17 protein-coding genes and 1 riboswitch are annotated in these 19,384 nt (G+C 41.8%); of the genes, 14 read left to right on the top strand and 3 right to left on the bottom strand.

Annotated features, from left to right (window positions below; all coding sequences use genetic code 11):
• Positions 1 to 183 precede the first annotated feature (183 nt).
• Entirely contained in the window at positions 184 to 1,314 is a 1,131-nt protein-coding gene (gene mnmA / locus GOP56_RS06415; RefSeq protein WP_163245119.1) for a tRNA 2-thiouridine(34) synthase MnmA, read from the top strand.
• Positions 1,315 to 1,331: 17 nt separating this feature from the next.
• Positions 1,332 to 1,667, top strand: coding sequence for a hypothetical protein (locus GOP56_RS06410; protein ID WP_003340443.1), 336 nt, complete (start codon positions 1,332 to 1,334; stop codon positions 1,665 to 1,667).
• A 126-nt stretch (positions 1,668 to 1,793) separates the two neighbouring features.
• On the opposite strand, the gene GOP56_RS06405 is transcribed toward GOP56_RS06410, so the two are convergent.
• Entirely contained in the window at positions 1,794 to 3,191 is a 1,398-nt protein-coding gene (locus GOP56_RS06405) for an amino acid permease (protein ID WP_163245117.1), read from the bottom strand.
• Between the two features lie 165 nt (positions 3,192 to 3,356).
• On the opposite strand from GOP56_RS06405, the gene GOP56_RS06400 reads away from it, so the two are divergent.
• Positions 3,357 to 4,958, top strand: coding sequence for an acetate--CoA ligase (locus GOP56_RS06400; RefSeq protein WP_163245114.1), 1,602 nt, complete (start codon positions 3,357 to 3,359; stop codon positions 4,956 to 4,958).
• 207 nt (positions 4,959 to 5,165) lie between these two features.
• Here the strand turns inward: GOP56_RS06400 and GOP56_RS06395 are convergent, their stop codons facing one another.
• Positions 5,166 to 5,282, bottom strand: coding sequence for a YjcZ family sporulation protein (locus GOP56_RS06395; protein WP_099421450.1), 117 nt, complete (start codon positions 5,280 to 5,282; stop codon positions 5,166 to 5,168).
• 154 nt (positions 5,283 to 5,436) lie between these two features.
• Between GOP56_RS06395 and GOP56_RS06390 the strand changes: the two genes are divergently transcribed.
• From GOP56_RS06390 to GOP56_RS06335, 11 genes are all read left to right on the top strand, one after another.
• Positions 5,437 to 5,670 carry a group-specific protein gene (locus GOP56_RS06390; RefSeq protein WP_163245111.1) on the top strand — a complete coding sequence of 78 codons (234 nt, stop codon included), beginning with the start codon at positions 5,437 to 5,439 and terminating at the stop codon, positions 5,668 to 5,670.
• 474 nt (positions 5,671 to 6,144) lie between these two features.
• Positions 6,145 to 6,465, top strand: a complete 321-nt coding sequence (locus GOP56_RS06380; protein WP_174250661.1) for a thioredoxin family protein — start codon at positions 6,145 to 6,147, stop codon at positions 6,463 to 6,465.
• Between the two features lie 168 nt (positions 6,466 to 6,633).
• Positions 6,634 to 7,632 carry an ABC transporter substrate-binding protein gene (locus tag GOP56_RS06375; protein WP_174250705.1) on the top strand — a complete coding sequence of 333 codons (999 nt, stop codon included), beginning with the start codon at positions 6,634 to 6,636 and terminating at the stop codon, positions 7,630 to 7,632.
• Between the two features lie 34 nt (positions 7,633 to 7,666).
• Entirely contained in the window at positions 7,667 to 8,578 is a 912-nt protein-coding gene (locus tag GOP56_RS06370; RefSeq protein ID WP_163245102.1) for an ABC transporter permease, read from the top strand.
• Between the two features lie 5 nt (positions 8,579 to 8,583).
• A complete protein-coding gene (locus GOP56_RS06365) occupies positions 8,584 to 9,381 on the top strand; it encodes an ABC transporter ATP-binding protein (protein WP_163245100.1) in 798 nt (265 codons plus the stop codon).
• Between the two features lie 66 nt (positions 9,382 to 9,447).
• On the top strand, positions 9,448 to 10,668 hold the full coding sequence (locus tag GOP56_RS06360) for a branched-chain amino acid ABC transporter substrate-binding protein (protein WP_163245098.1): 1,221 nt from the start codon (positions 9,448 to 9,450) through the stop codon (positions 10,666 to 10,668).
• Between the two features lie 71 nt (positions 10,669 to 10,739).
• A riboswitch (SAM riboswitch) is annotated at positions 10,740 to 10,850 on the top strand.
• Between the two features lie 143 nt (positions 10,851 to 10,993).
• Positions 10,994 to 12,064, top strand: coding sequence for a sugar ABC transporter substrate-binding protein (locus GOP56_RS06355; protein ID WP_035318326.1), 1,071 nt, complete (start codon positions 10,994 to 10,996; stop codon positions 12,062 to 12,064).
• 80 nt (positions 12,065 to 12,144) lie between these two features.
• Complete coding sequence (locus GOP56_RS06350) at positions 12,145 to 13,638, top strand: sugar ABC transporter ATP-binding protein (protein ID WP_163245096.1); 1,494 nt, start codon at positions 12,145 to 12,147, stop codon at positions 13,636 to 13,638.
• Between the two features lies 1 nt (position 13,639).
• Positions 13,640 to 14,641 carry an ABC transporter permease gene (locus GOP56_RS06345; RefSeq protein ID WP_163245095.1) on the top strand — a complete coding sequence of 334 codons (1,002 nt, stop codon included), beginning with the start codon at positions 13,640 to 13,642 and terminating at the stop codon, positions 14,639 to 14,641.
• A 102-nt stretch (positions 14,642 to 14,743) separates the two neighbouring features.
• Positions 14,744 to 15,835, top strand: a complete 1,092-nt coding sequence (locus GOP56_RS06340; protein WP_163245093.1) for a mandelate racemase/muconate lactonizing enzyme family protein — start codon at positions 14,744 to 14,746, stop codon at positions 15,833 to 15,835.
• A complete protein-coding gene (locus GOP56_RS06335; protein ID WP_163245091.1) occupies positions 15,832 to 16,824 on the top strand; it encodes a C40 family peptidase in 993 nt (330 codons plus the stop codon). Before GOP56_RS06340 ends, GOP56_RS06335 begins: the two co-directional genes overlap by 4 nt.
• 756 nt (positions 16,825 to 17,580) lie before the next feature.
• On the opposite strand, the gene GOP56_RS06325 is transcribed toward GOP56_RS06335, so the two are convergent.
• Positions 17,581 to 19,086, bottom strand: coding sequence for a class I adenylate-forming enzyme family protein (locus GOP56_RS06325; protein WP_163245085.1), 1,506 nt, complete (start codon positions 19,084 to 19,086; stop codon positions 17,581 to 17,583).
• Between the last annotated feature and the right edge of the window lie 298 nt (positions 19,087 to 19,384).

The raw sequence follows: 19,384 nt of genomic DNA, 5'->3' as shown, positions 1-19,384 counted from the left end.
GTAATCGAGTGACCGTTAGTGCCAAGCGTACTACGGTCTTTTTATATAGAATTCCGTTTAGTTGTATATCATTTCCCTTTCCTTTTTATTTTTAGTATAATAAACTTATTTTCAATCGTTCTTATTGTGAATATCAGTTATGATGGAAATAGGAAGTTTGTTGGTGCAGAGAGGAGATTTAACATGAAAAAACCTGAAGATACACGTGTCGTTGTCGGGATGTCCGGTGGGGTTGACTCTTCCGTGACCGCTTTGCTTCTCAAAGAACAAGGCTACGACGTTATCGGCATCTTCATGAAGAACTGGGACGATACGGACGAATTTGGTCATTGCACAGCAGAAGAGGATTATCATGATGTGCGCCGTGTATGTGACCAAATCGGTATACCTTACTATACAGTTAATTTTGAGAAGGAATATATGGAGAAGGTATTCTCTTATTTTTTAGATGAATATAAAAGTGGACGAACACCTAATCCAGATGTAATGTGTAACCGAGAAATTAAGTTCGGTGAATTCTTGAACAAGGTCATGGACTTGGGCGCTGACTATGTAGCAACGGGTCACTATGCGCGTGTAGAACTACGTGATGGTGAATATAAATTGCTAAGAGGCGTTGACGAAAATAAAGATCAAACCTACTTTTTGAATCAATTAGGTCAGAAGCAATTAGCTAAAACCTTGTTTCCGATTGGTCATTTACCCAAAAAACAAGTGCGTGAAATTGCTGATCGAGCAGGACTTGCTACAGCTAAGAAAAAAGACAGCACAGGCATCTGCTTTATTGGTGAACGTAATTTCCGTGAGTTCCTCCAAAATTATCTGCCTGCAAGACCAGGTAAAATTGAAACTACAGATGGCGAGGTTATCGGTAACCATGATGGCTTAATGTATTACACATTAGGACAACGACAAGGCCTTGGCATTGGAGGAGGAGCAGGAGAAGGACTACCTTGGTTTGTTGTTGACAAGGATTTAGAGAGAAATGTTCTCATTGTTGGACAAGGCTCAAACCATCCTTGGCTTTACTCATCACACCTGATCGCTGAACAAGTGAAGTGGGTAAGTGATGAACCAAAAGAAGAAGTATTTACCTGCATGGCTAAATTCCGTTATCGTCAACCGGATCAGCAGGTTACGGTTCGGCGGATAGAAAAAGATACCTACAAGGTCGAATTTGCTGAACCGCAAAAAGCAGTGACTCCTGGGCAGGCAGTTGTCTTTTATCAAGGAGAAGAATGTTTGGGCGGCGGTACCATTGATAAGGTATCTATAGATGCGAAGGAAGCGGCAAAAGCAAACGCACAAGCTTAGTCGCAAGGAGGAACCGGATGGACAGTACAAAGAAATCAAAACTGCTGATCATCGGATTTTTGGTTGTAAGCGTACTAGCAGTTATTGCGGCATTCCTCGGATTTAGACAAGCAAAAGACGCGAATATAGATACAATCCAGCAGACGATAGCCCAGCGTGGCGGGCAGCTTACTTCTGCCACTGTCATACCGCTGGAAAAAAGCCCGTTTGACAAAAGTAATAAGGGTAACACGATTTATCAGGTAGAATATCAAAAAGCCAATAAAAGCTATGTTGCCTATTATCGAGCCTTTAATGAGCTGTCTATTATTCGTGAACCAGAAGAGTGGATTTATCCAGAGGAGAAGGAATAGGGGCAACTTCTATTCGAAGGTGGCTAAACATAAGAGGATAATCAGAAAAAGCAGGTAAGGAGCACAAACTCCTTCCTGCTTTTTTCTATATAACGATGAAGTCTTGAGCTGTTGTTCTGGACTATATCAAACTGCTTTCTTAAAAGCAAAAGGGTAGATCAAAATTGCACTAAAGAAAAGTCCTATTCCCAGTAAAAGGGTTTCTAAATCCGCAATACCTGTTTTTATCACCCACATTGAATAGAGCGTTGCTAGAATTCCAATGCAACCATCCAATAACCTAGCTCGTGCTTCACCAGTACGATAGGTTTCTCCCGTATAAACCAGCTTCAATTGAAAGAGGGCAGATACGATATACGGGATCAGATAAGCAAGAGTTGCTACTGTGATGACAAAGGTAAAGGCTCCTGCGATCGTATTGGAAATGGTGGAAAAAACAAAGAGCTGTGTGCACAAATTAGTAATCAATAAGGCTTGAGCCGGGCTTCCATGCTGATTCGTTTTTTCAAAGATTTTAGGAAACATCCCTGCTTGTGCCGCTTGATAGGATACCTCCGAACCAACTAAAATCCAGCCAATCGTTGTCCCAACTAGGGAAAAAATCGCTAGAAGTGCTAAGACAATGCCCCCGGTAGGTCCCATAATAGCAACGAGTGCATCTGCTAGCGGTTTATCTGAATGACGCAGTGCTTCGACAGGGAGCACACCCATGGTCAGTAATGTAATTAAAACATAGATACAGACAACAATTACTAATCCAAGAATCGTAGCTATTTTTACATCTCGCTGGGAGCGAGCTCGTGATGATAAAATGGAGGCAGACTCGATTCCTACAAATGCCCATAGCGTTGAAATAGCCGCTAGATTGACTTGTTCAAGCAATCCATGCTCTACTGTAGAACCGGCTTCTGGCATTGGATAATAAAACGACCCCATCATGGACCATTGAAAAATAGAAAGAGCAGCAACCATGAAAAAGACAAATCCGACCACTTTTGTGGCTGTTGCCATGAAGTTAAGTCTACCGGCTACCAAAGTGTTACGGCATAAAATGAAATGCGTCCCCCATAGGTAAATCGTACAGACTAAAAAGGTGATGAGTTTCCCAGTCTCAACCGGAAAAGAGCCAATTTGAAATAAAACACTAGTTTGTTTCATGATAGGAAAAAAGGTAGAAAGATATCCGGCAAATGTTGTGATAATCGCTACATTTCCTGACCAATTCGCCACCCAATAACCCCAAGCAATTGTAAAACCGAATACTTTCCCCCGTCTTTGATTTCGAAATAAGGCAGAGGCATAACTCTGTGGACCTGCAGTCAGATCAGGTCGGCGAATTGCTAAATTACCAAAGACGAGCCCAATTAATAAGACTCCAAACCCGGTAAGCAACCATGCTAAGGTGACTGCCAAGGGGCTAGCTATTCTTGCTAAGGCACCTGGTAGCATAAAGATTCCTGAGCCTACCATGTTACCTACCACAATGGCGGTTAGCATCCAAGCTCCCCATTTTTTTGTTGTCATTGATGTTCCCTCCATGTTGCAAAAAACACGAACAAATCATAGCAGATGATTAATATTTATGCAATCAAACAGGATATTTACATATTTGTCTCAGAAAAAGGAATTTTCAGAAAATAAATAGAATTCCTTATTAAATAACAGTTACATCTAAGGGAGGGATTTATCATGTCAACAGATAAGCTGCAAGAACATGGAATGGTTGAGATTCCGCCACTGTATAACTTTGCATCTGAAGTAGAGAGATATGCTCTTCTTCATCCAGAGAAAGCTGCACTTGTGATTGTCTCAGAAGACGAAAAGGAAGAAATCCTTACCTACGAGCAATTACGCATTTATATGAATAAGCTTGTGAATGCTTTCCTAAGCTGTGGAATTGCTTGCTATGATAAAGTGCTTGTGTTAGTGCCGCGGGGGATAGAAGCATATGGGATTTATTTAGCACTGATAAAAATGGGTGCTGTCGTGATACCCGGCTCTGAAATGCTAAGGGGGAAGGATATTGCGTATCGTGCTAACCATGCAAAGGCGAAAGCCATTATTGCTACAAAGGAACTGCTATCTGAAATTGATGATATTCGAGATGATTGTGAATCACTAACTTGTTTTATTTCAGTTGGGGAGCATAGGAAGGGATGGCAGGAGCTAACTGATATCCTAGTCGGTGTAGCAGAAGAAGCTGAGAGCGTAGCGACAGGATCGGATGAGCTTGCCTTCCTATCTTACACATCAGGTACGACTGGTGGGCCTAAAGGTGTTATGCATGTTCACGGTTGGCCGTTCGCTCATTTAGCTGTCGCAGCTACCTATTGGCTTGACGTTCAAGAAAATGATCTGGTATGGGCCACAGCAAGCCCAGGATGGGCAAAATGGATATGGAGTCCTTTTGTATCTACATTAGGCAAGGGTGCAACCGCTTTTGTCTATAAAGGGAAATTTAGACCTGATACCTATTTATCCCTGTTACAAAAATATCCCATTTCCGTTATGTGTGCCACTCCAACGGAATACAGGCTGATAGCGAAAATGCCTGATTTGGCAAATTATAAAATGAACGCTTTGCGCTCTGCTTGTTCAGCCGGTGAGCCTTTAAATCGTGAAGTCATTGATACGTTTCGCAGGACCTTCAACCTGACTGTACGAGACGGATACGGGCAAACGGAAAATACTTTGCTGGTAGGTACATTTATTGGAATGGAACCGCGTCCAGGCTCGATGGGACGGCCTTCTCCAGCGGTGCGAATCGCGATTATTGACGAGGAAGGCAATGAATTGGAAGCAGGAAAAGTGGGAGATATTGCAGTCGATCGCAAAATGATTGCTTTATGTAAAGGGTATTTGAATGATTCCATACGGACACAGCGAGCGTTTCGGGGTGACTGGTATGTAACGGGGGATCAAGGTCGTCAGGACGAGGATGGCTATATTTGGTTTGAGGGGCGTTCTGATGACATTATTATTTCGTCTGGCTATACGATTGGACCGTTTGAGGTAGAGGATGCGTTAGTAAAGCATGAAGCAGTTGCAGAATGCGCAGCCGTAGCTAGTCCAGATCCTGATCGCGGACAGGTTGTAAAAGCCTTTATTGTATTAAAACAAGGGGTGGAAGCGTCTGATGAATTGATTACACAATTACAGGAGCATGTAAAAAGCTTGACCGCCCCATATAAATATCCACGTAAAATTCAGTTTGTCAGCGAGTTGCCCAAAACTACTTCCGGTAAAATCAGAAGGCTAGAGCTACGTCAAAATGAAAGGTCGTCAGAGTGAACAAATTAATACAGGAAATATGTAAAAAGACGCCATTAATGTGGCGTCTTTTTACTTCGCTGTAAATCACATATTGAGATGGTGATCTAACTCACCTAGGAAATGGCTAGGTTCATAGCTACCTAGGATTCGTGATGGATATAAGTCTGCCGTGATATATTAGCTCCTATACGAGGTAGACCATTTCCAGTTAGGGTGTCTCAGTGCTTAGCAGCGAGAATTGCAATTATCGAAGCAGCAGCAACTGATAATCACCAAAAGAATAAACAACACTAGGATACAAGAGAAATCGCCACAACCATTACCACCAAAGATACTTGACATGTTATATCACCCTCCTTTGTCTCTGCCCTATATCAATATGTCAAAAATGGGTGGATGGTTATTGAGGAAATAAAATTTTTGCGCCCAAAAAGATGGAAGCTTGGGCGAAAACAGGTTAAGGTAAGGATAGGAAAATAAGAAGGAGGCAATAAATATGGGGGAATGCAAGCTAGATCACAGTCAGGCGGATGTCCTACAAAAATGCGCGGATCAACAGACTTATTTACCTAAAGCATTGGCAGAGCAGATACATGTATTTTTACAAAAGGAGCTGCCTCAATCGACTTTGAACGAACTGTTTCATGCGCTTAAAAAATACGACTTGGCAGAAGAAAGCGAACGTGAAGCTCGTAACAAGAAGCTATTGGACTTGATTTCTTTGCCGTAAACGAGAAAAACCACTCTTATTCTATAACATTTAGGACATGTGGCTATTTCATGTAAAAACTTGTCTATCATGTTGTGAAATAATAAAAGTACACCACTTATTTATGGAGTGGTGTACTTTTATTATTTGAAAAGACCAAAACGAAGTGGCAGTAGAGCAGATTTGTGACAACAATGTAAGGCAGATAACCACGTTGTGACCACATTGATTTTTGGGCTAACAATATTCTTGCTCCGTTTAATCCAAACGAGAACGGGTAATATCATTTTTTCTAATCATAAAATATTATTGTCAGAAATCCTACTATTGTTATTACTGCTGAAATGATCCAGTATTAATAAACAACCCTATAAATAGAAGAGCAAATCCTACATACAACCCAGTATCTTTGCAAAGCGTTATGGCTGGATTAGCGTATACTTAGAAATGCAAGTAGCAGGAATTTATTCTGCCAAGGAGGGGAAGAGAGGTAACGTGAAAGAGATCATCGATGCCCAAAAGCTAATTCAAGTAGATTTATTACACACAGAATACTCGATATTCTATCTGTATACGCCGCTGTGTGGAACCTGTCAAATTGCTAGTCAGATGGTGACGATGCTAGAACAGCTCTTTCCTACAGTGGTGTTTTACCGAGTTAATATTAATATTCATAAAAAGCTGGCACAAGACTGGAAAATTACCAGTGTCCCATGTCTCATTATTTACCAGCGTGATAGAGAAGTGGCACGAAAGTATGCCTTTGAATCCGTACCAGATCTATATTCCTGGCTACAATCACTTTCTATATTTTAATAGGAATCGGGTAAAAGCCCGATAAAATAATTTTCTGACTCTTCAAAATATAAATGATTAATGGTAACATAGTTACGTATATCGTTACTTGTAGAAGGTAAAGGGGGATTCTGTGTGAAAGGTAAATTAAGTAAGGTAAGGTTCGTTTTGGCCGCATTTTCAATCCTAATGCTTTTGATTGCAACTGCCTGTAGTCAGACTGGCACAGCTCCAGCTAGCAACCAAAACGGAGCAAATTCTGGAGCTCAATCTGCTACAAATGAATCTAAAGTCATTAAAGTCGGAATTATGCAAATAATCGAACATCCAGCTTTAGACGCTGCGAGGGATGGATTTATAGCCAAAATGAAGGCAAATGGTTTTGAAGAAAATAAAACGGTGGCATATGATCTTCAATCCGCACAGGGGAATATGGATACGGCGATTCAAATAGCCAAAAAATTCACTGGCGACAAGGTTGATCTCATTCTTGCTATTGGCACCCCTGCTGTACAAGCAGTAGCACAAACTACCACAGATATCCCTATTCTGTTTACCGCAGTGACCGATCCAGTAAGTGCTGGATTAGTTCAATCAATGGTTAAACCAGGTGGCAATGTATCTGGCACCACAGACATGAATCCCGTAGAAGAGCAATTATCATTGATTAAAAAGGTGAAAGCCGATGCAAAAAATGTAGGTGTAATCTATAACGCTGGGGAAGTCAATTCAAAAGTGCAGGTAGATAAAGCGAAAGAGGCAGCTCAAAAGTTAGGGCTAACGATCATAGAAGCTGCTATCACAAATCCAACTGAGGTAAAGCAAGCTGCAGAGTCTATGGTAGGTAAGGTGGATTCCTTTTATGTGCCAACAGATAATATGGTAGTAGCCTCTATCTCAGCAGTTGTGAGTGTTGCGGAAGCACAAAAAATTCCTGTGGTCGCTGGAGAAGAGAATTCCGTAAAGAGTGGGGCCATTACTACTTTTGGTATTGATTATAGCCTGCTCGGTGCGCAAACAGGAGATATGGCTACTAAAATTCTTAAGGGAGAAAGGAAGGTGGGTGATATGCCAGTGGAATCCCAAAAGGAAATGAAGCTGGTCATTAATAAAAAGGCAGCCGAAAAAATGGGCATATCATTACCGCAGGATCTCATAGACAAAGCTGTACAAACCTTTGATCAATAAGCAATTGACAGAGGGAGTTAAAGAGGGGGAAACAATGAACATTGCAATCGTTGGAGCAATTGAACAAGGACTACTCTTCGCAGTCATGGTACTGGGCGTTTTTTTAACCTTTCGAATTCTGAATTTTCCTGATTTAACGGTGGATGGTAGTTTTGCCATGGGAGGAGCTATTGCAGCTACCCTTATTGTAGACGGAATGAATCCATTTTTAGCAACCTCACTTGCCATGGCAGGTGGCGCGATTGCTGGTGTATTTACTGGGGTTCTGACGACAAAGGGAAAAATAAATGGACTTCTGGCAGGTATTTTAACCATGATTGCATTATATTCAATCAATCTACGGATCATGGGGAAAAAATCAAATATACCACTGTTGCGAGAGGAAACACTCTATACGAAAGCCCAGGCAGTCTCCATATTTGACTTTCAAATCTATGGTGTCTCAGTAGCGAGTTCTATTGTATTTCTCATCATGGTGTTGATTGTAAAGCTAATGTTGGACTGGTTTTTGCATACAGACCTGGGACTAGATATTCGAGCGACAGGCGATAATGATCGGATGATCCGCAGCTTCGGGGCTAATACAGATACGACTACGATTATAGGTCTGGCGTTATCAAATGCGCTGGTAGCTGCTTCTGGAGCTTTAGTAGCGCAATATCAGGGCTTTGCTGATGTAGGGATGGGAATTGGAATGATCGTCATCGGACTTGCTTCCGTCATTATCGGGGAGGTGCTGTTTGGGACAAAAAGTATAATGCGACTTACGCTCGCAGTCATTCTTGGTTCCATTGTGTATCGACTGGTGATTGCGTTTGCTCTGCGGCAGGGTTTCCTTGCGTCCGATATGAAGCTGATCACGGCAATTATTGTAATCATTGCCCTAATTTTACCGAACATCATGAAGGGTGTTTGGAAAATAGGCAGAACGGTGAAAGGTGGGTAATGATCGTGTTAGAAATAACCAATGTAACCAAGGTGTTTAATCAAAATACCGTAAATGAAAAGATTGCCCTTAGCAACATACATCTAAAACTTGAACATGGGGATTTTGTGACAGTGATTGGTAGCAATGGTGCAGGAAAGTCTACTTTGATGAATACGATATCTGGTGGCATTCTACCTGATACAGGAAGTATTTTTATTGATCAGCAGAATGTAACGAAACAGGGGGAGCATAAGCGAGCCGCTTTGATTGGACGAGTATTTCAAGACCCAATGGCAGGTACAGCTCCACAGATGACAATTGAGGAGAACTTGGCTATCGCTTATTCTCGTGGCCGTCACCGTACGCTTACACTGGGTGTAACCAATAAAAAAAGAACGTTTTTTCAAGAGAAGCTGAAAATATTAGACCAAGGATTAGAAAATCGTTTGAAAACCAAGGTTGGCTTTCTATCTGGTGGACAACGTCAGGCGTTGAGCTTGCTGATGGCTACGTTTATCAATCCTAAATTATTACTGCTGGACGAACACACAGCTGCTTTGGACCCAAAACGGGCTCAGTTAATTGTTGATTTGACCAAAAAAATAGTGGAAGAAAACAAATTGACTACGCTTATGGTTACTCATAACATGGAACAGGCCCTGCATATGGGAAATCGATTATTCATGATGCATGAAGGGAGGATTATTTTGGACCTTCCCCAAGAGACGAAAGCACAAATGACAACAAAGGACTTACTACAGGCGTTTGAGGAGGCAAGAGGCGGAGAAGCTTTCTCAGAAGATCGATACATTTTAGCATAAGCCGCCTTTTATATTTTTGAATATTCATAATATTCAACTAATTAAAAAGCGAAAGAGGGACAAGACATGAAAGTAAATCAAAAATCACTTGCAATCGTATCTTCAATTTTATTGGCTGGAGCAGCTTTGTCAGGGTGTGCTGGCGGGAATAATGCGACATCAGGCACTTCACAGCAGAAGGGGAGTGAGGGAGGAAGTGGCGCAGCAAGTGGAGACAAGATTGTGATTGCGTTAGTTGGTCCGCTCTCAGGTTCAGCTTCAGATTATGGTGACTCCGCCAAAGCAGGAGCCGAATATGCACTAAAATTAAAGCAGAAGGAACTACAAGACTTAGGCCTTAACGTTGAATTAAAACCTTTAGATGACCAAGCAGAACCTAAACAAGGTGTTGTTAACGCCCAAATGGCGATTAACGACAACGACGTAGTAGCGGTTGTAGGTCACGTGACTACGGGTTCATCCTTGTCTGCTGTAACAGCTTATGAAAAAGCTGGTTTGGTCATGGTATCGCCTTCTACAACAGGGCCGGAATTTACTGAGGGAGGTAAAAAAGTAGCACATCGTATTTGTGCACGCGACGACGAACAAGGAAGAAAAGCGGCTATTTATGCAAAAAATACCTTGAATGTAAAAAATGCAATGGTTATTCATGATAAACAAGCGTACGGTCAAGGCTTAGCCAATGAAGTAAAGAAGCAATTTGAGAAGGATGGTGTTAGCGTTCTAGGTTTTGAAGGCTTGACTGCTGGTGAGAAGGACTATAGTGCAGTGGTGAACCAAGTGTTAGCGAAGAAGCCGGAAATGGTCTATTTTGGCGGTTATTATGCAGAGGCAGGAATTTTAATTAAGCAGTTGCGGGAAAAAGGATTTACCGGTGTGTTTATGGGTGCTGATGGTCTTGATTCTGCTGAGATGTTTACAATTGCGGGACCTGCAGCAGAGGGTGTCGTGTTTACCTCCACTGTTGGTGACGTAAAAGCAACAGAAGAAGGGAAGAAATGGATACAGGAATTTGAAGGCTCAACAGGCAAAAAGCTGGGGATATTTACCTCGTTTGGCTACGATGCCATGGCTGTAGCTATCAATGGCATTGAGGAGGCGGCTAAAGCGAATGGAAACAAAAAACCAACTCGTGCTCAAGTATTCGAAGCCATTCACAAAACACAAGATTTTAAAGGACAGTTTGTACATGTTTCTTTCGATGATAAAGGTGACAATAAGAATGCGCAGGTGTTTATTTATACTTATGCAGGCGGTTCAAAGAAATTTGAAGGTGAAGCAAAATAATCTATTGACATGGATAAGGACCCAGGTGTAATATCTGTTGTAAGAAAAAACGTTACAAAATTTAAAATACTCTCTTATCAAGAGTTGGCTGAGGGACTGGCCCGATGACGCCCGGCAACCTAATGTCTGTTTGACAAGACATCAAGGTGCTACCTCCTGCAGGGAAACCTGAGAGATAAGAGGCGTAGTGGGTTTCCATATACACAAGCCTCTTTTCTTAGGAAAAGGGGCTTTTTTATATCGAGTAGTACTCAGCTATGACTGAACCAATGAGTATTGTACATTTTTTCACAAAAAGAGATAAATGAAAAAGGGGAGAAACAAGATGAAAGGTCTAATTAACAAAGGTTCCGTCTATTTATTCGCAATATTCTTTCTAATAGGAAGTGTGCTAAGCGGTTGTGGTGTAACCTCTACATCAAAAGCCGATAACGTGTCAGCATCAAGTAGTGAAACTGCTGGGGATCAACCTACGACAGATAAGAAAAAACGAATTGCGCTGGTGGTGCAATTTAATATTGGTTCGTTTTCATCTCAATATATTGCAGGCGTGAAGGAAGAGGTAGAGAAGCTGGGGGGAGAACTGACAGTTTTAAGCGGGGATAATGACCTTGCTAAAATGGCTTCACATGTGGACGCGGCTGTTACCCAACAATTTGATGGCATTTTGCTGGATCATGGACGTGCAGATAGCTTAGCACCAGGTGTTCAAAAGGCCTTGGCTCAAAAGACTCCAATTGTAGCTTTTGATACAGGATTAGATATTCCGGGAGTAACAGTAGTAGAGCAAGATGATATCAAATTGGCTGAACAAACACTAAACAAAATGGCACAAGACACAGGTGGCAAAGGAAATATTGTGAAGATATGGGTAGCTGGTTTTACTCCAATGGAACGTCGTCAAATCGCTTATAAGGCATTTATGGACAAAAATTCAGGCTTTAACGAAATTGCTGCATTCGGATCAGCTTCTGCTAACACGGCTCTTGATACGCAGGCGCAAATGGAAGCGATTCTGAAGCAGTATCCAAACAAAGGAGATATCACAGCAGTTTGGACTGCTTGGGATGAATTTGCTAAAGGTGCGACACGCGCGATACAGCAGGCTGGACGCAATGAAATTAAGGTATACGGCATAGATATGAGCGATGAGGATTTGCAAATGCTCCAAGACCAAAATTCACCATGGATTGCCACGGCAGCCGTAGACCCTTCTGATATTGGACGGGTACAGGCACGATACTTATTTAAGAAGCTGAAGGGAGAGCAGGTACCAGATAAGGTAAGCTTAAATCCTGTGCTAATCACACGTGAACAATTGCCTAAGGAGCCTGTGAAAATGGCAGATTTGAACAAGTACGTGAAGGAATGGGGCACCAGCACACAGGGTCAATAGGAAAGGTAGCGGTGAATGGGGTTTGGCATAGAGGTTGCCAGACCCCTTGTAAAATCCGCCCATAGAAGGGGAGAGGCACGTTGACAGCATTAGAGATGAAGGGGATCAAAAAAGCATTTCGCTCTGTCCCAGCTTTACGCGGCGTGGATTTTACTGTGAGACCTGGAGAAGTTCATGCTTTGCTTGGGGCAAATGGGGCGGGCAAGAGTACATTGATGAAAATCATGACAGGTGCTTATGCATTAGATGCTGGCCAAATTTTCATAGATGGAAAAGAAGTTAATCTGACCGAGCCGCAGGACGCCAAGGCACATGGTATCCAATGTGTATATCAGGAAGTGGATACAGCACTTATTGGATATGGAAGCGTAGCGGAAAATATTCTGCTGGAGGGCTTTGTAGAGAGGGGACGCTCTCCTTTTATTAACTGGCGAAGCTTGGAGGAAACAGCAGCCAAAGCACTCAAGCGGCTAGGACTCGATATACCTGTGCAAAAAAAGGTCGAGGAACTAACTTTATCCGAGAAGCAGTTGGTGCTTTTAGCTAAGGCGATTGCTCAAAAGGCTAAGATTATTATTTTAGATGAACCAACTGCTCCTTTAAGTCAAGCAGAAACGGTGCAGTTGTTCCAGATCATCAAACAATTGCGTGAACAGGGGATTGGAATCGTATTTATCTCTCATAGAATGCCAGAGGTCTTTGAGATTAGTGATCGAATTACGGTTTTACGAGACGGCGAGCTAGTCTTGTGCAAGCAGGCAAAAGAGACCAATCCGCATGAGGTTATTACCAGTATGCTAGGAAAGGCATTGTCTCAGGAATATCCCAAAGAGCAGGTCAAAATAGGAGAGCGGTTGCTTACGTGTAAAAATGTAGTGGCTGGATCACAAGTACGCAACCTTTCCTTTACGGTTCATGAAGGTGAAATTGTAGGGATTGCGGGTCTTGTGGGGGCAGGAAAGTCGGAATTAGCTCGGGTTCTATTTGGAGCTGACCCACTGACCTCAGGAGAAGTGTACAAAAGAGGGAAAAAGCTGAAATGTACATCGCCAAAAGTAGCTGTTGATGAGGGGATTGCCTTGATTCCCGAGGAGCGTAGGCGAGAAGGCATCATGGCAGAAGAATCCGTAGCTGTTAATTTAACAATGACTACCCTTCGTAACTATAGTCGATTCGGTTTCTTGCGCTCGCTGTTAGTAAGTGAAGCTGTAAAAGGGCTGATTCAAGCATTACAGATCAAAGTAGCTAACCCGCAGTTGCCTATTGGCTCATTAAGTGGAGGAAATCAACAAAAAGTAGTGATTGGGAAATGGCTGGCGACGGAAGCCGATATCTTTATTTTCGATGAGCCGACGAAGGGTGTTGACGTAGGAGCGAAATCAGAAATCTATAGAATCATCGGAAATTTAGCTAAAAATGGAAAAGGGATTGTGTATCTTTCTTGTGAGTTCGAGGAGCTTGTAGGGATTGCGGATCGCATTTTGGTCATGTACGACGGGTCCTTCGTTAAAGAACTAAGCCGATCACAAGCAACAGTGGAAACCATCATGTATTACGCGAGCGGAGGACAGTAGTATGGCACAAGGAACAGCTAAAGATAAGCTTTTACATCTTCTATTTCGATATGGAACATTAGGTTTTATTGCGTTTATCATCGTGTTGTTTAGCATTGTAAATGAGTATTTTTTCACGTTTAACAATATTACTGGTATTTTACAGTCCATTTCTATCGTTACGCTTGTTGCTATTGGAGTTACGTTTACTCTTATTGCCAATGGCTTTGACATGTCAGTAGGCTCTATTGTCTCACTAGCTTCTGTCGTGTCAGCCTCTATCATGGTCTGGTTTGAACAAAGCGTGTGGTTAGCTGTTTTGGTACCGATAGTTATAGGAGGTTTGATTGGATTATGTAATGCTTTTCTGGTAGTAAAAGTGAGGATTCCTGATTTGCTGGCTACCTTAGCGGCTCTCTACATTGTGAAAGGAATTCATTTGGTATATACAAAGGGGTATTCCATTACTTCTAACATGGTTATGCCAGATCAGACAACAGCTCCAGGAGTGATATCTCCAACCTTTTTGAAAATTGGCCAGGGGACGATAGCTAACATTCCCATCTCAGTGATAATCATGCTAGTAGCTGTGGTCTTGGTGTATATTTTTCTGCATTATACGCGTTTTGGCCGTTTACTCTATGCAGTTGGTGGCAATCAGGAAGCGGCTCGTCTATCAGGAATTCCAGTTGATCGCTATCGGGTGTTAGCTTATTTGTTATCAGGACTCTTTTGTGGCTTGGCAGGTGTTCTAATGACGGCACGTATCGGGACTGGGCAGGTAGATGGGGGTGCCCCTTTGTTAATGGATGCGGTTGCGGCAGCATTTGTTGGCTATTCTGTGTTAGGAGCTGGTAAACCAAATGTCGGGGGGACCTTTGTAGGTGCTGTACTGATCGGTGTACTCCTGAACGCTTTGACCATGCTGAATTTGCCTTACTATGCACATGATATTGTAAAGGGCACTGTACTTATTTTTGCATTAGCAGCAACGTACTATCAGATGAGACGTCGTTTTAGGTAAGGTTTGAATGGGCGAACCCAGATAATTTTGGTATACTACGTTTATTATTTTAACGTGTAATTTACTGAAGTATTCCATAATTCCAATAACTGGAGGTTCCTCATGAATATTACTGACATAGAAATCAGACGTCAATTTGTGCCGCTGATTAAACCTTTTAAAACAGCCTTGAGAACGGTAATTACTTCAGAATCGATTATTGTAAAGGTGTCGACCGATACTGGATGTCATGGATTTGGAGAAGCCCCAGCAACTGTGGTGATCACTGGTGATAGTCTTGATAGCATTGAGGGGGCTATCCTGCATGTCATCCGGCCACAATTAGTCGGAAAATCTTTGTCTAACTATGAAGATATTTTTCAAACGCTCCATAGCTGTATGGTAGGCAATTATAGTGCAAAAGCAGCAGTTGATATGGCTATATATGATTTAGTAGCACAAAAAGCCAAAATGCCGTTGTATCAGTTTTTAGGAGGATTCCGAAACAGTATGGAGACGGATTATACGGTTAGTGTGAACTCCCCTCAAGAGATGGGAGAGGACGCCGTTTCCTATTTGCAGGCTGGATTTCATACGCTAAAAATTAAGGTAGGCAAAGATGACATTGAACAGGATATCCTTCGTATTCAGGAAATTCGCAACCGTGTAGGCATTCAGGTCAAAATTAGACTGGATGCTAATCAGGGCTGGGGGGTCAAGGAAGCGATTCGCTCGATACGCAAGATGGAAGAGATGGGATTGGCTATAGAATTGGTGGAACAGCCAGTTAAAGCACATGATATTGAAGGTCTAAAGCTGGTAACAGATCATGTGGATACACCGATCATGGCTGATGAAAGTGTATTTAGTCCCAAGGACGCGTATGCTGTATTAACCACACGCGCTGCTGATCTTATCAATATTAAATTAATGAAAGCAGGCGGAATCTATAAAGCTCAACAAATTAATCAATTGGCAGAGTTATGTGGCGTTGAATGTATGGTGGGGAGCATGATTGAGACTCGTTTGGGTATCACGGCAGCCGCTCATTTTGCCGCAAGTAAGAAAAATATTACTCGCTTTGACTTCGATGCTCCATTAATGCTACAGCATGATACGGTGAAAGGTGGGGTCGTGTATGAGGGGCGTTGCCTGAAGCTAACAGATGCTCCCGGACTAGGTATAACTGATGTGCTGGAGGTAGAACACACATGATTACTTATGAACAGCAGTATGTTGTTAGTGTAAATGTAGCAACCCTTTGGACATCTCCAGAATCACCACGCGAGTTAGATCTGCCTGCCTTACAAAATCCGGCACAGCTCTCTGAGTGGTTGCGTGTTCTTGGCTATCACGAACGGCTGGAGCTTTGTGAGGCAAACAAGACACAGACGCAGGTTTTGTTTGGAACGATTGTTCATGTAGAGGAAGAGGCTGGGGATTGGGTAAAAGTCCTTGTCAGTGACCAGCCTACTCTAAAAAATAAGAAGGGTTATCCAGGCTGGATGCCTCGTGCCCAATTGACTCTGGTGAATTGGCCCGTTTCCACACCGGAAGAGCTCATTGCCGTCGTACAAGTCAATAAGGCGTGCTTGTATGTTGAAAAGAAAGGGCCCGTTACCGGGGAAGCTAAGCTTCCTTCTAAAGCAATTGAGCTTGAATTGAGCTACCTAACTGAATTGCCTGTCGTTGAACAAGAAGAGATGTGGGTTCGGGTACAGACCCCCATCGGGGAGCGGTGGCTACTAAAGGCAGATGTGTCTATCCGTACACGTGGCGAGAAGAGCGATGTTTCAGGAGAGCTGATTGTGCACGCAGGTAGGCAGTTTCTTGGACTGCCCTATCTGTGGGCTGGGACTTCTTCGTTTGGCTATGATTGTTCAGGGTTTGCCTATTCCATGCATAAAGCATTTGGCAAAATAATTCCTCGTGATGCATCCAATCAAGCTGCATTTGGTCAAGAGATACCGTTGGATAAGGTACAACCAGGAGACTTATTGTTTTTTGCCTATGAACAAGGGAAGGGTGCTGTTCATCACGTGGCCATCTCGCTGGGAGGTACACGGATGCTTCACGCTCCTAAGACAGGACGTTGTGTAGAAGAGCTAGAAATTACTGGACATCCTGAATACGAGCCGGAACTATGTATTGCTCGGCGCTACTGGCATTTAACAAGCCCTGTTTTTATTCATGACGATAAATAAAAAGAATAGACAGTCCGTTATGCCGCCAGATAGTGGTATTTACGTGGCTGTCTTTTTGCTGTGTGGCTATAATCTAGAAGCTTTCCCAATATATCGGGCGATTTGATTGCTTATTAAAAAAGAGCAGAGCAAAAAACTGCTCTTCAGAAAGCAGTAGTTTAGGGGAATGTCTCGTGGGATGAAAAAATGATTCAATTGTACATTCCTGATGAGTATCCATAATCGCTTCAAAAAGAAATCCTACTCCCCAAAAAGAAGATCGAGAAGCGTAGATGGTGTGTGCTTTACGAGCTTCTTTTTTGACCCAACAAAAAGAAACCGCCTCCAATGGCTACAATAATAATACAAATTAGGAGTGTGAACATGTTGGAACCTCCCTTTAAAAGTAAAAATCTCGAAAGAAAACAAGTGAAATTTTTGTGACTTTCTTAAGAATAACACAATTTTAACACATTTTTGTAACAATGTGTTCATTAGTTTGCCCTAAAAGATGAAAATCTCTTCTTTAAGAAAATCTACATTTGTAAAATGGATACTTAGAAAAGCGTTTGCCGACTAAAGAAGCTCATTCCTCTCATAAAGAAACAAAAACTTGGAACAAGAAGAGAAGACTCTCCATGTTTCCAAGTTTTTCATATACACAAAGGTATTTATATCGCTTATAAGCGGATGAATTGTTATAAAAGTCAGTTTATTCTTCGCTGGAATAGCTTCTTAACAAAGCAGACGACTACTGGCTTGTAAACGACAAATCTGTTATTCCATGACAAGTGCTCGTTCTCGTAAGCTTTGTTTTAGCACCTTTCCTAAGCTATTCTTCGGTAGAGCATCAGTGAATCTAATTTGAGGGATCTTATAAAGAGCGAGTCTTTGTTTACAATATTCGATAACGTTTTCCTCCGAAAGGCTACTTCCGACTTCCTTTACGATATAGGCGCGTGGAATTTCACCTAACATTTCATCAGGAGCAGCGACTACTGCTGCTTCTAGAACCTGTGGTATTTGCATGATGACATCTTCTACCTGATCGGGATAGACATTTCTTCCACCAGATACAATAACATCTTTATATCTACCCATAATATATAAAAAACCATCCTCATCAAATTTACCGCTATCACCAGTATGTAGCCAGCCTTCTCTCAGCACCTGATTAGTGGCTTCAGGATTATTCCAATAGCCTTTAAATACATAAGGGCTTTTCACTACAATCTCCCCAACTTCTCCAATAGGCAACTCCTCGCCTGTTTGGGGATGGATAATTTTACATACAACTTTTGGCAGGAGCTTTCCGGCAGATTCGGTTTTTTCCAGCCCCATTTCAGGAGTATAGAAGCTAACTCCGATAGCTTCCGTGCATCCATAAGTGACTGACATTGTAATTCCTAATTCGTGATAGTTCTTAATTAAGGTAGAAGGAACCTTTGTGCCTCCTGTGCTGACAGTTTTTAGTGATGTTGTTTTTCTTTGGCTTTTTTTAAATTCTTGTAGCATATAGGTAAAAATATAAGGGAAAGCAATCATCATCGTAATGTTTTCTTGATCAATCATCTCCCAAATTTTTACGGGATCGTAATCATGCAAAAAGACGAGCGTATTTCCAGCAACGATACTATATAGCATGTTATTAATCGAACTTAGATGGTAGAGATGATGGACGGCAAGAAAACGTTCATTTTGATGAGCATGGGGATAAGAAAGCATTTCATTAAATGATTCAGAGAAAGTGCGATGGATGAGCTCGCAAGCTTTTGGATTGCCAGTGGTTCCTGAAGTAAAGCAGTAAAATGCTGTATCGTTTTCATTTACGGTTACAGCAGGGGGCGAAGAAGGATAGTTGCCACTAAAGATTTCTTCAAAAGCTGTTGAGGTATCCATTCCTATGCCTACTAATATCGAAGTGGGGAGTAGATCCTTTTTGGGAAGTGCGTTTGCAAATTCTTGGTCATAGAAAAGTATTTTCGGCTTAGATGTATTGAGGATGCCGTCTAATTCATAAGAGGAGTAGGTAAGATTTAAGGGGACAACGATTGCTCCTATGCATAATGCTGCCATCATGATGGTCGGAAAAGGGTGATTGTTTTTACACATGATGGCTACCCGATCACCTTTTTGTATACCGTTTTCCAATAAATAATGTGCCAATTGATTGACTCTTTCGTTATACATTTGAAATGAATAGCGAGTGGACCCACCAACAAAAGCTTCCAAATCAGGTGTTTTTTCAGCACGAATTTTTAACATTGTGTGTAAGGTATTCATCAGATAACCTCATTTCCAAGTTATTTTTTTGCCGTAATGTAAGAACAGTTTTGAAATAGATTACTTTTGTTTACGTATCAAATTGTATTTAAAATGTTTGTCTATTATGTATAATTTTACCTTATACGAACGGACTTGTACAGATTATGTCGCTGCTTTTTGGGCTAAAAATACTTTATAAATAAATGATTTTTGAGCTTGTTTTCGTATTTCGTGTTCAACAAATCCCGATTGCTTTTGTTTTCATTGTGTAAATTTCCATTTCACTGGTGAGTCATGCTGAGATTTGCATTTATTG

The organism is Brevibacillus sp. 7WMA2, from assembly GCF_010748895.1.
Classification (GTDB): Bacteria; Bacillota; Bacilli; order Brevibacillales; family Brevibacillaceae; genus Brevibacillus_B; species Brevibacillus_B halotolerans.
Note: the sequence above shows the minus strand (reverse complement) of the source record. Positions and strands in the feature narration are given on the sequence as shown.

What these genes read in the sequence shown, in the direction of transcription:
- GOP56_RS06345 (WP_163245095.1), top strand. Translation starts at nt 13,640, where the DNA reads ATGGCACAAGGAACAGCTAAAGATAAGCTTTTACATCTTCTATTTCGA.
- GOP56_RS06355 (WP_035318326.1), top strand. Translation starts at nt 10,994, where the DNA reads ATGAAAGGTCTAATTAACAAAGGTTCCGTCTATTTATTCGCAATATTC.
- GOP56_RS06375 (WP_174250705.1), top strand. Translation starts at nt 6,634, where the DNA reads ATGCTTTTGATTGCAACTGCCTGTAGTCAGACTGGCACAGCTCCAGCT.
- GOP56_RS06360 (WP_163245098.1), top strand. Translation starts at nt 9,448, where the DNA reads ATGAAAGTAAATCAAAAATCACTTGCAATCGTATCTTCAATTTTATTG.
- GOP56_RS06325 (WP_163245085.1), bottom strand. Translation starts at nt 19,086, where the DNA reads ATGAATACCTTACACACAATGTTAAAAATTCGTGCTGAAAAAACACCT.
- GOP56_RS06390 (WP_163245111.1), top strand. Translation starts at nt 5,437, where the DNA reads ATGGGGGAATGCAAGCTAGATCACAGTCAGGCGGATGTCCTACAAAAA.
- GOP56_RS06410 (WP_003340443.1), top strand. Translation starts at nt 1,332, where the DNA reads ATGGACAGTACAAAGAAATCAAAACTGCTGATCATCGGATTTTTGGTT.
- GOP56_RS06370 (WP_163245102.1), top strand. Translation starts at nt 7,667, where the DNA reads ATGAACATTGCAATCGTTGGAGCAATTGAACAAGGACTACTCTTCGCA.
- GOP56_RS06335 (WP_163245091.1), top strand. Translation starts at nt 15,832, where the DNA reads ATGATTACTTATGAACAGCAGTATGTTGTTAGTGTAAATGTAGCAACC.
- GOP56_RS06395 (WP_099421450.1), bottom strand. Translation starts at nt 5,282, where the DNA reads ATGTCAAGTATCTTTGGTGGTAATGGTTGTGGCGATTTCTCTTGTATC.
- GOP56_RS06400 (WP_163245114.1), top strand. Translation starts at nt 3,357, where the DNA reads ATGTCAACAGATAAGCTGCAAGAACATGGAATGGTTGAGATTCCGCCA.
- GOP56_RS06340 (WP_163245093.1), top strand. Translation starts at nt 14,744, where the DNA reads ATGAATATTACTGACATAGAAATCAGACGTCAATTTGTGCCGCTGATT.
- GOP56_RS06405 (WP_163245117.1), bottom strand. Translation starts at nt 3,191, where the DNA reads ATGACAACAAAAAAATGGGGAGCTTGGATGCTAACCGCCATTGTGGTA.
- mnmA (WP_163245119.1), top strand. Translation starts at nt 184, where the DNA reads ATGAAAAAACCTGAAGATACACGTGTCGTTGTCGGGATGTCCGGTGGG.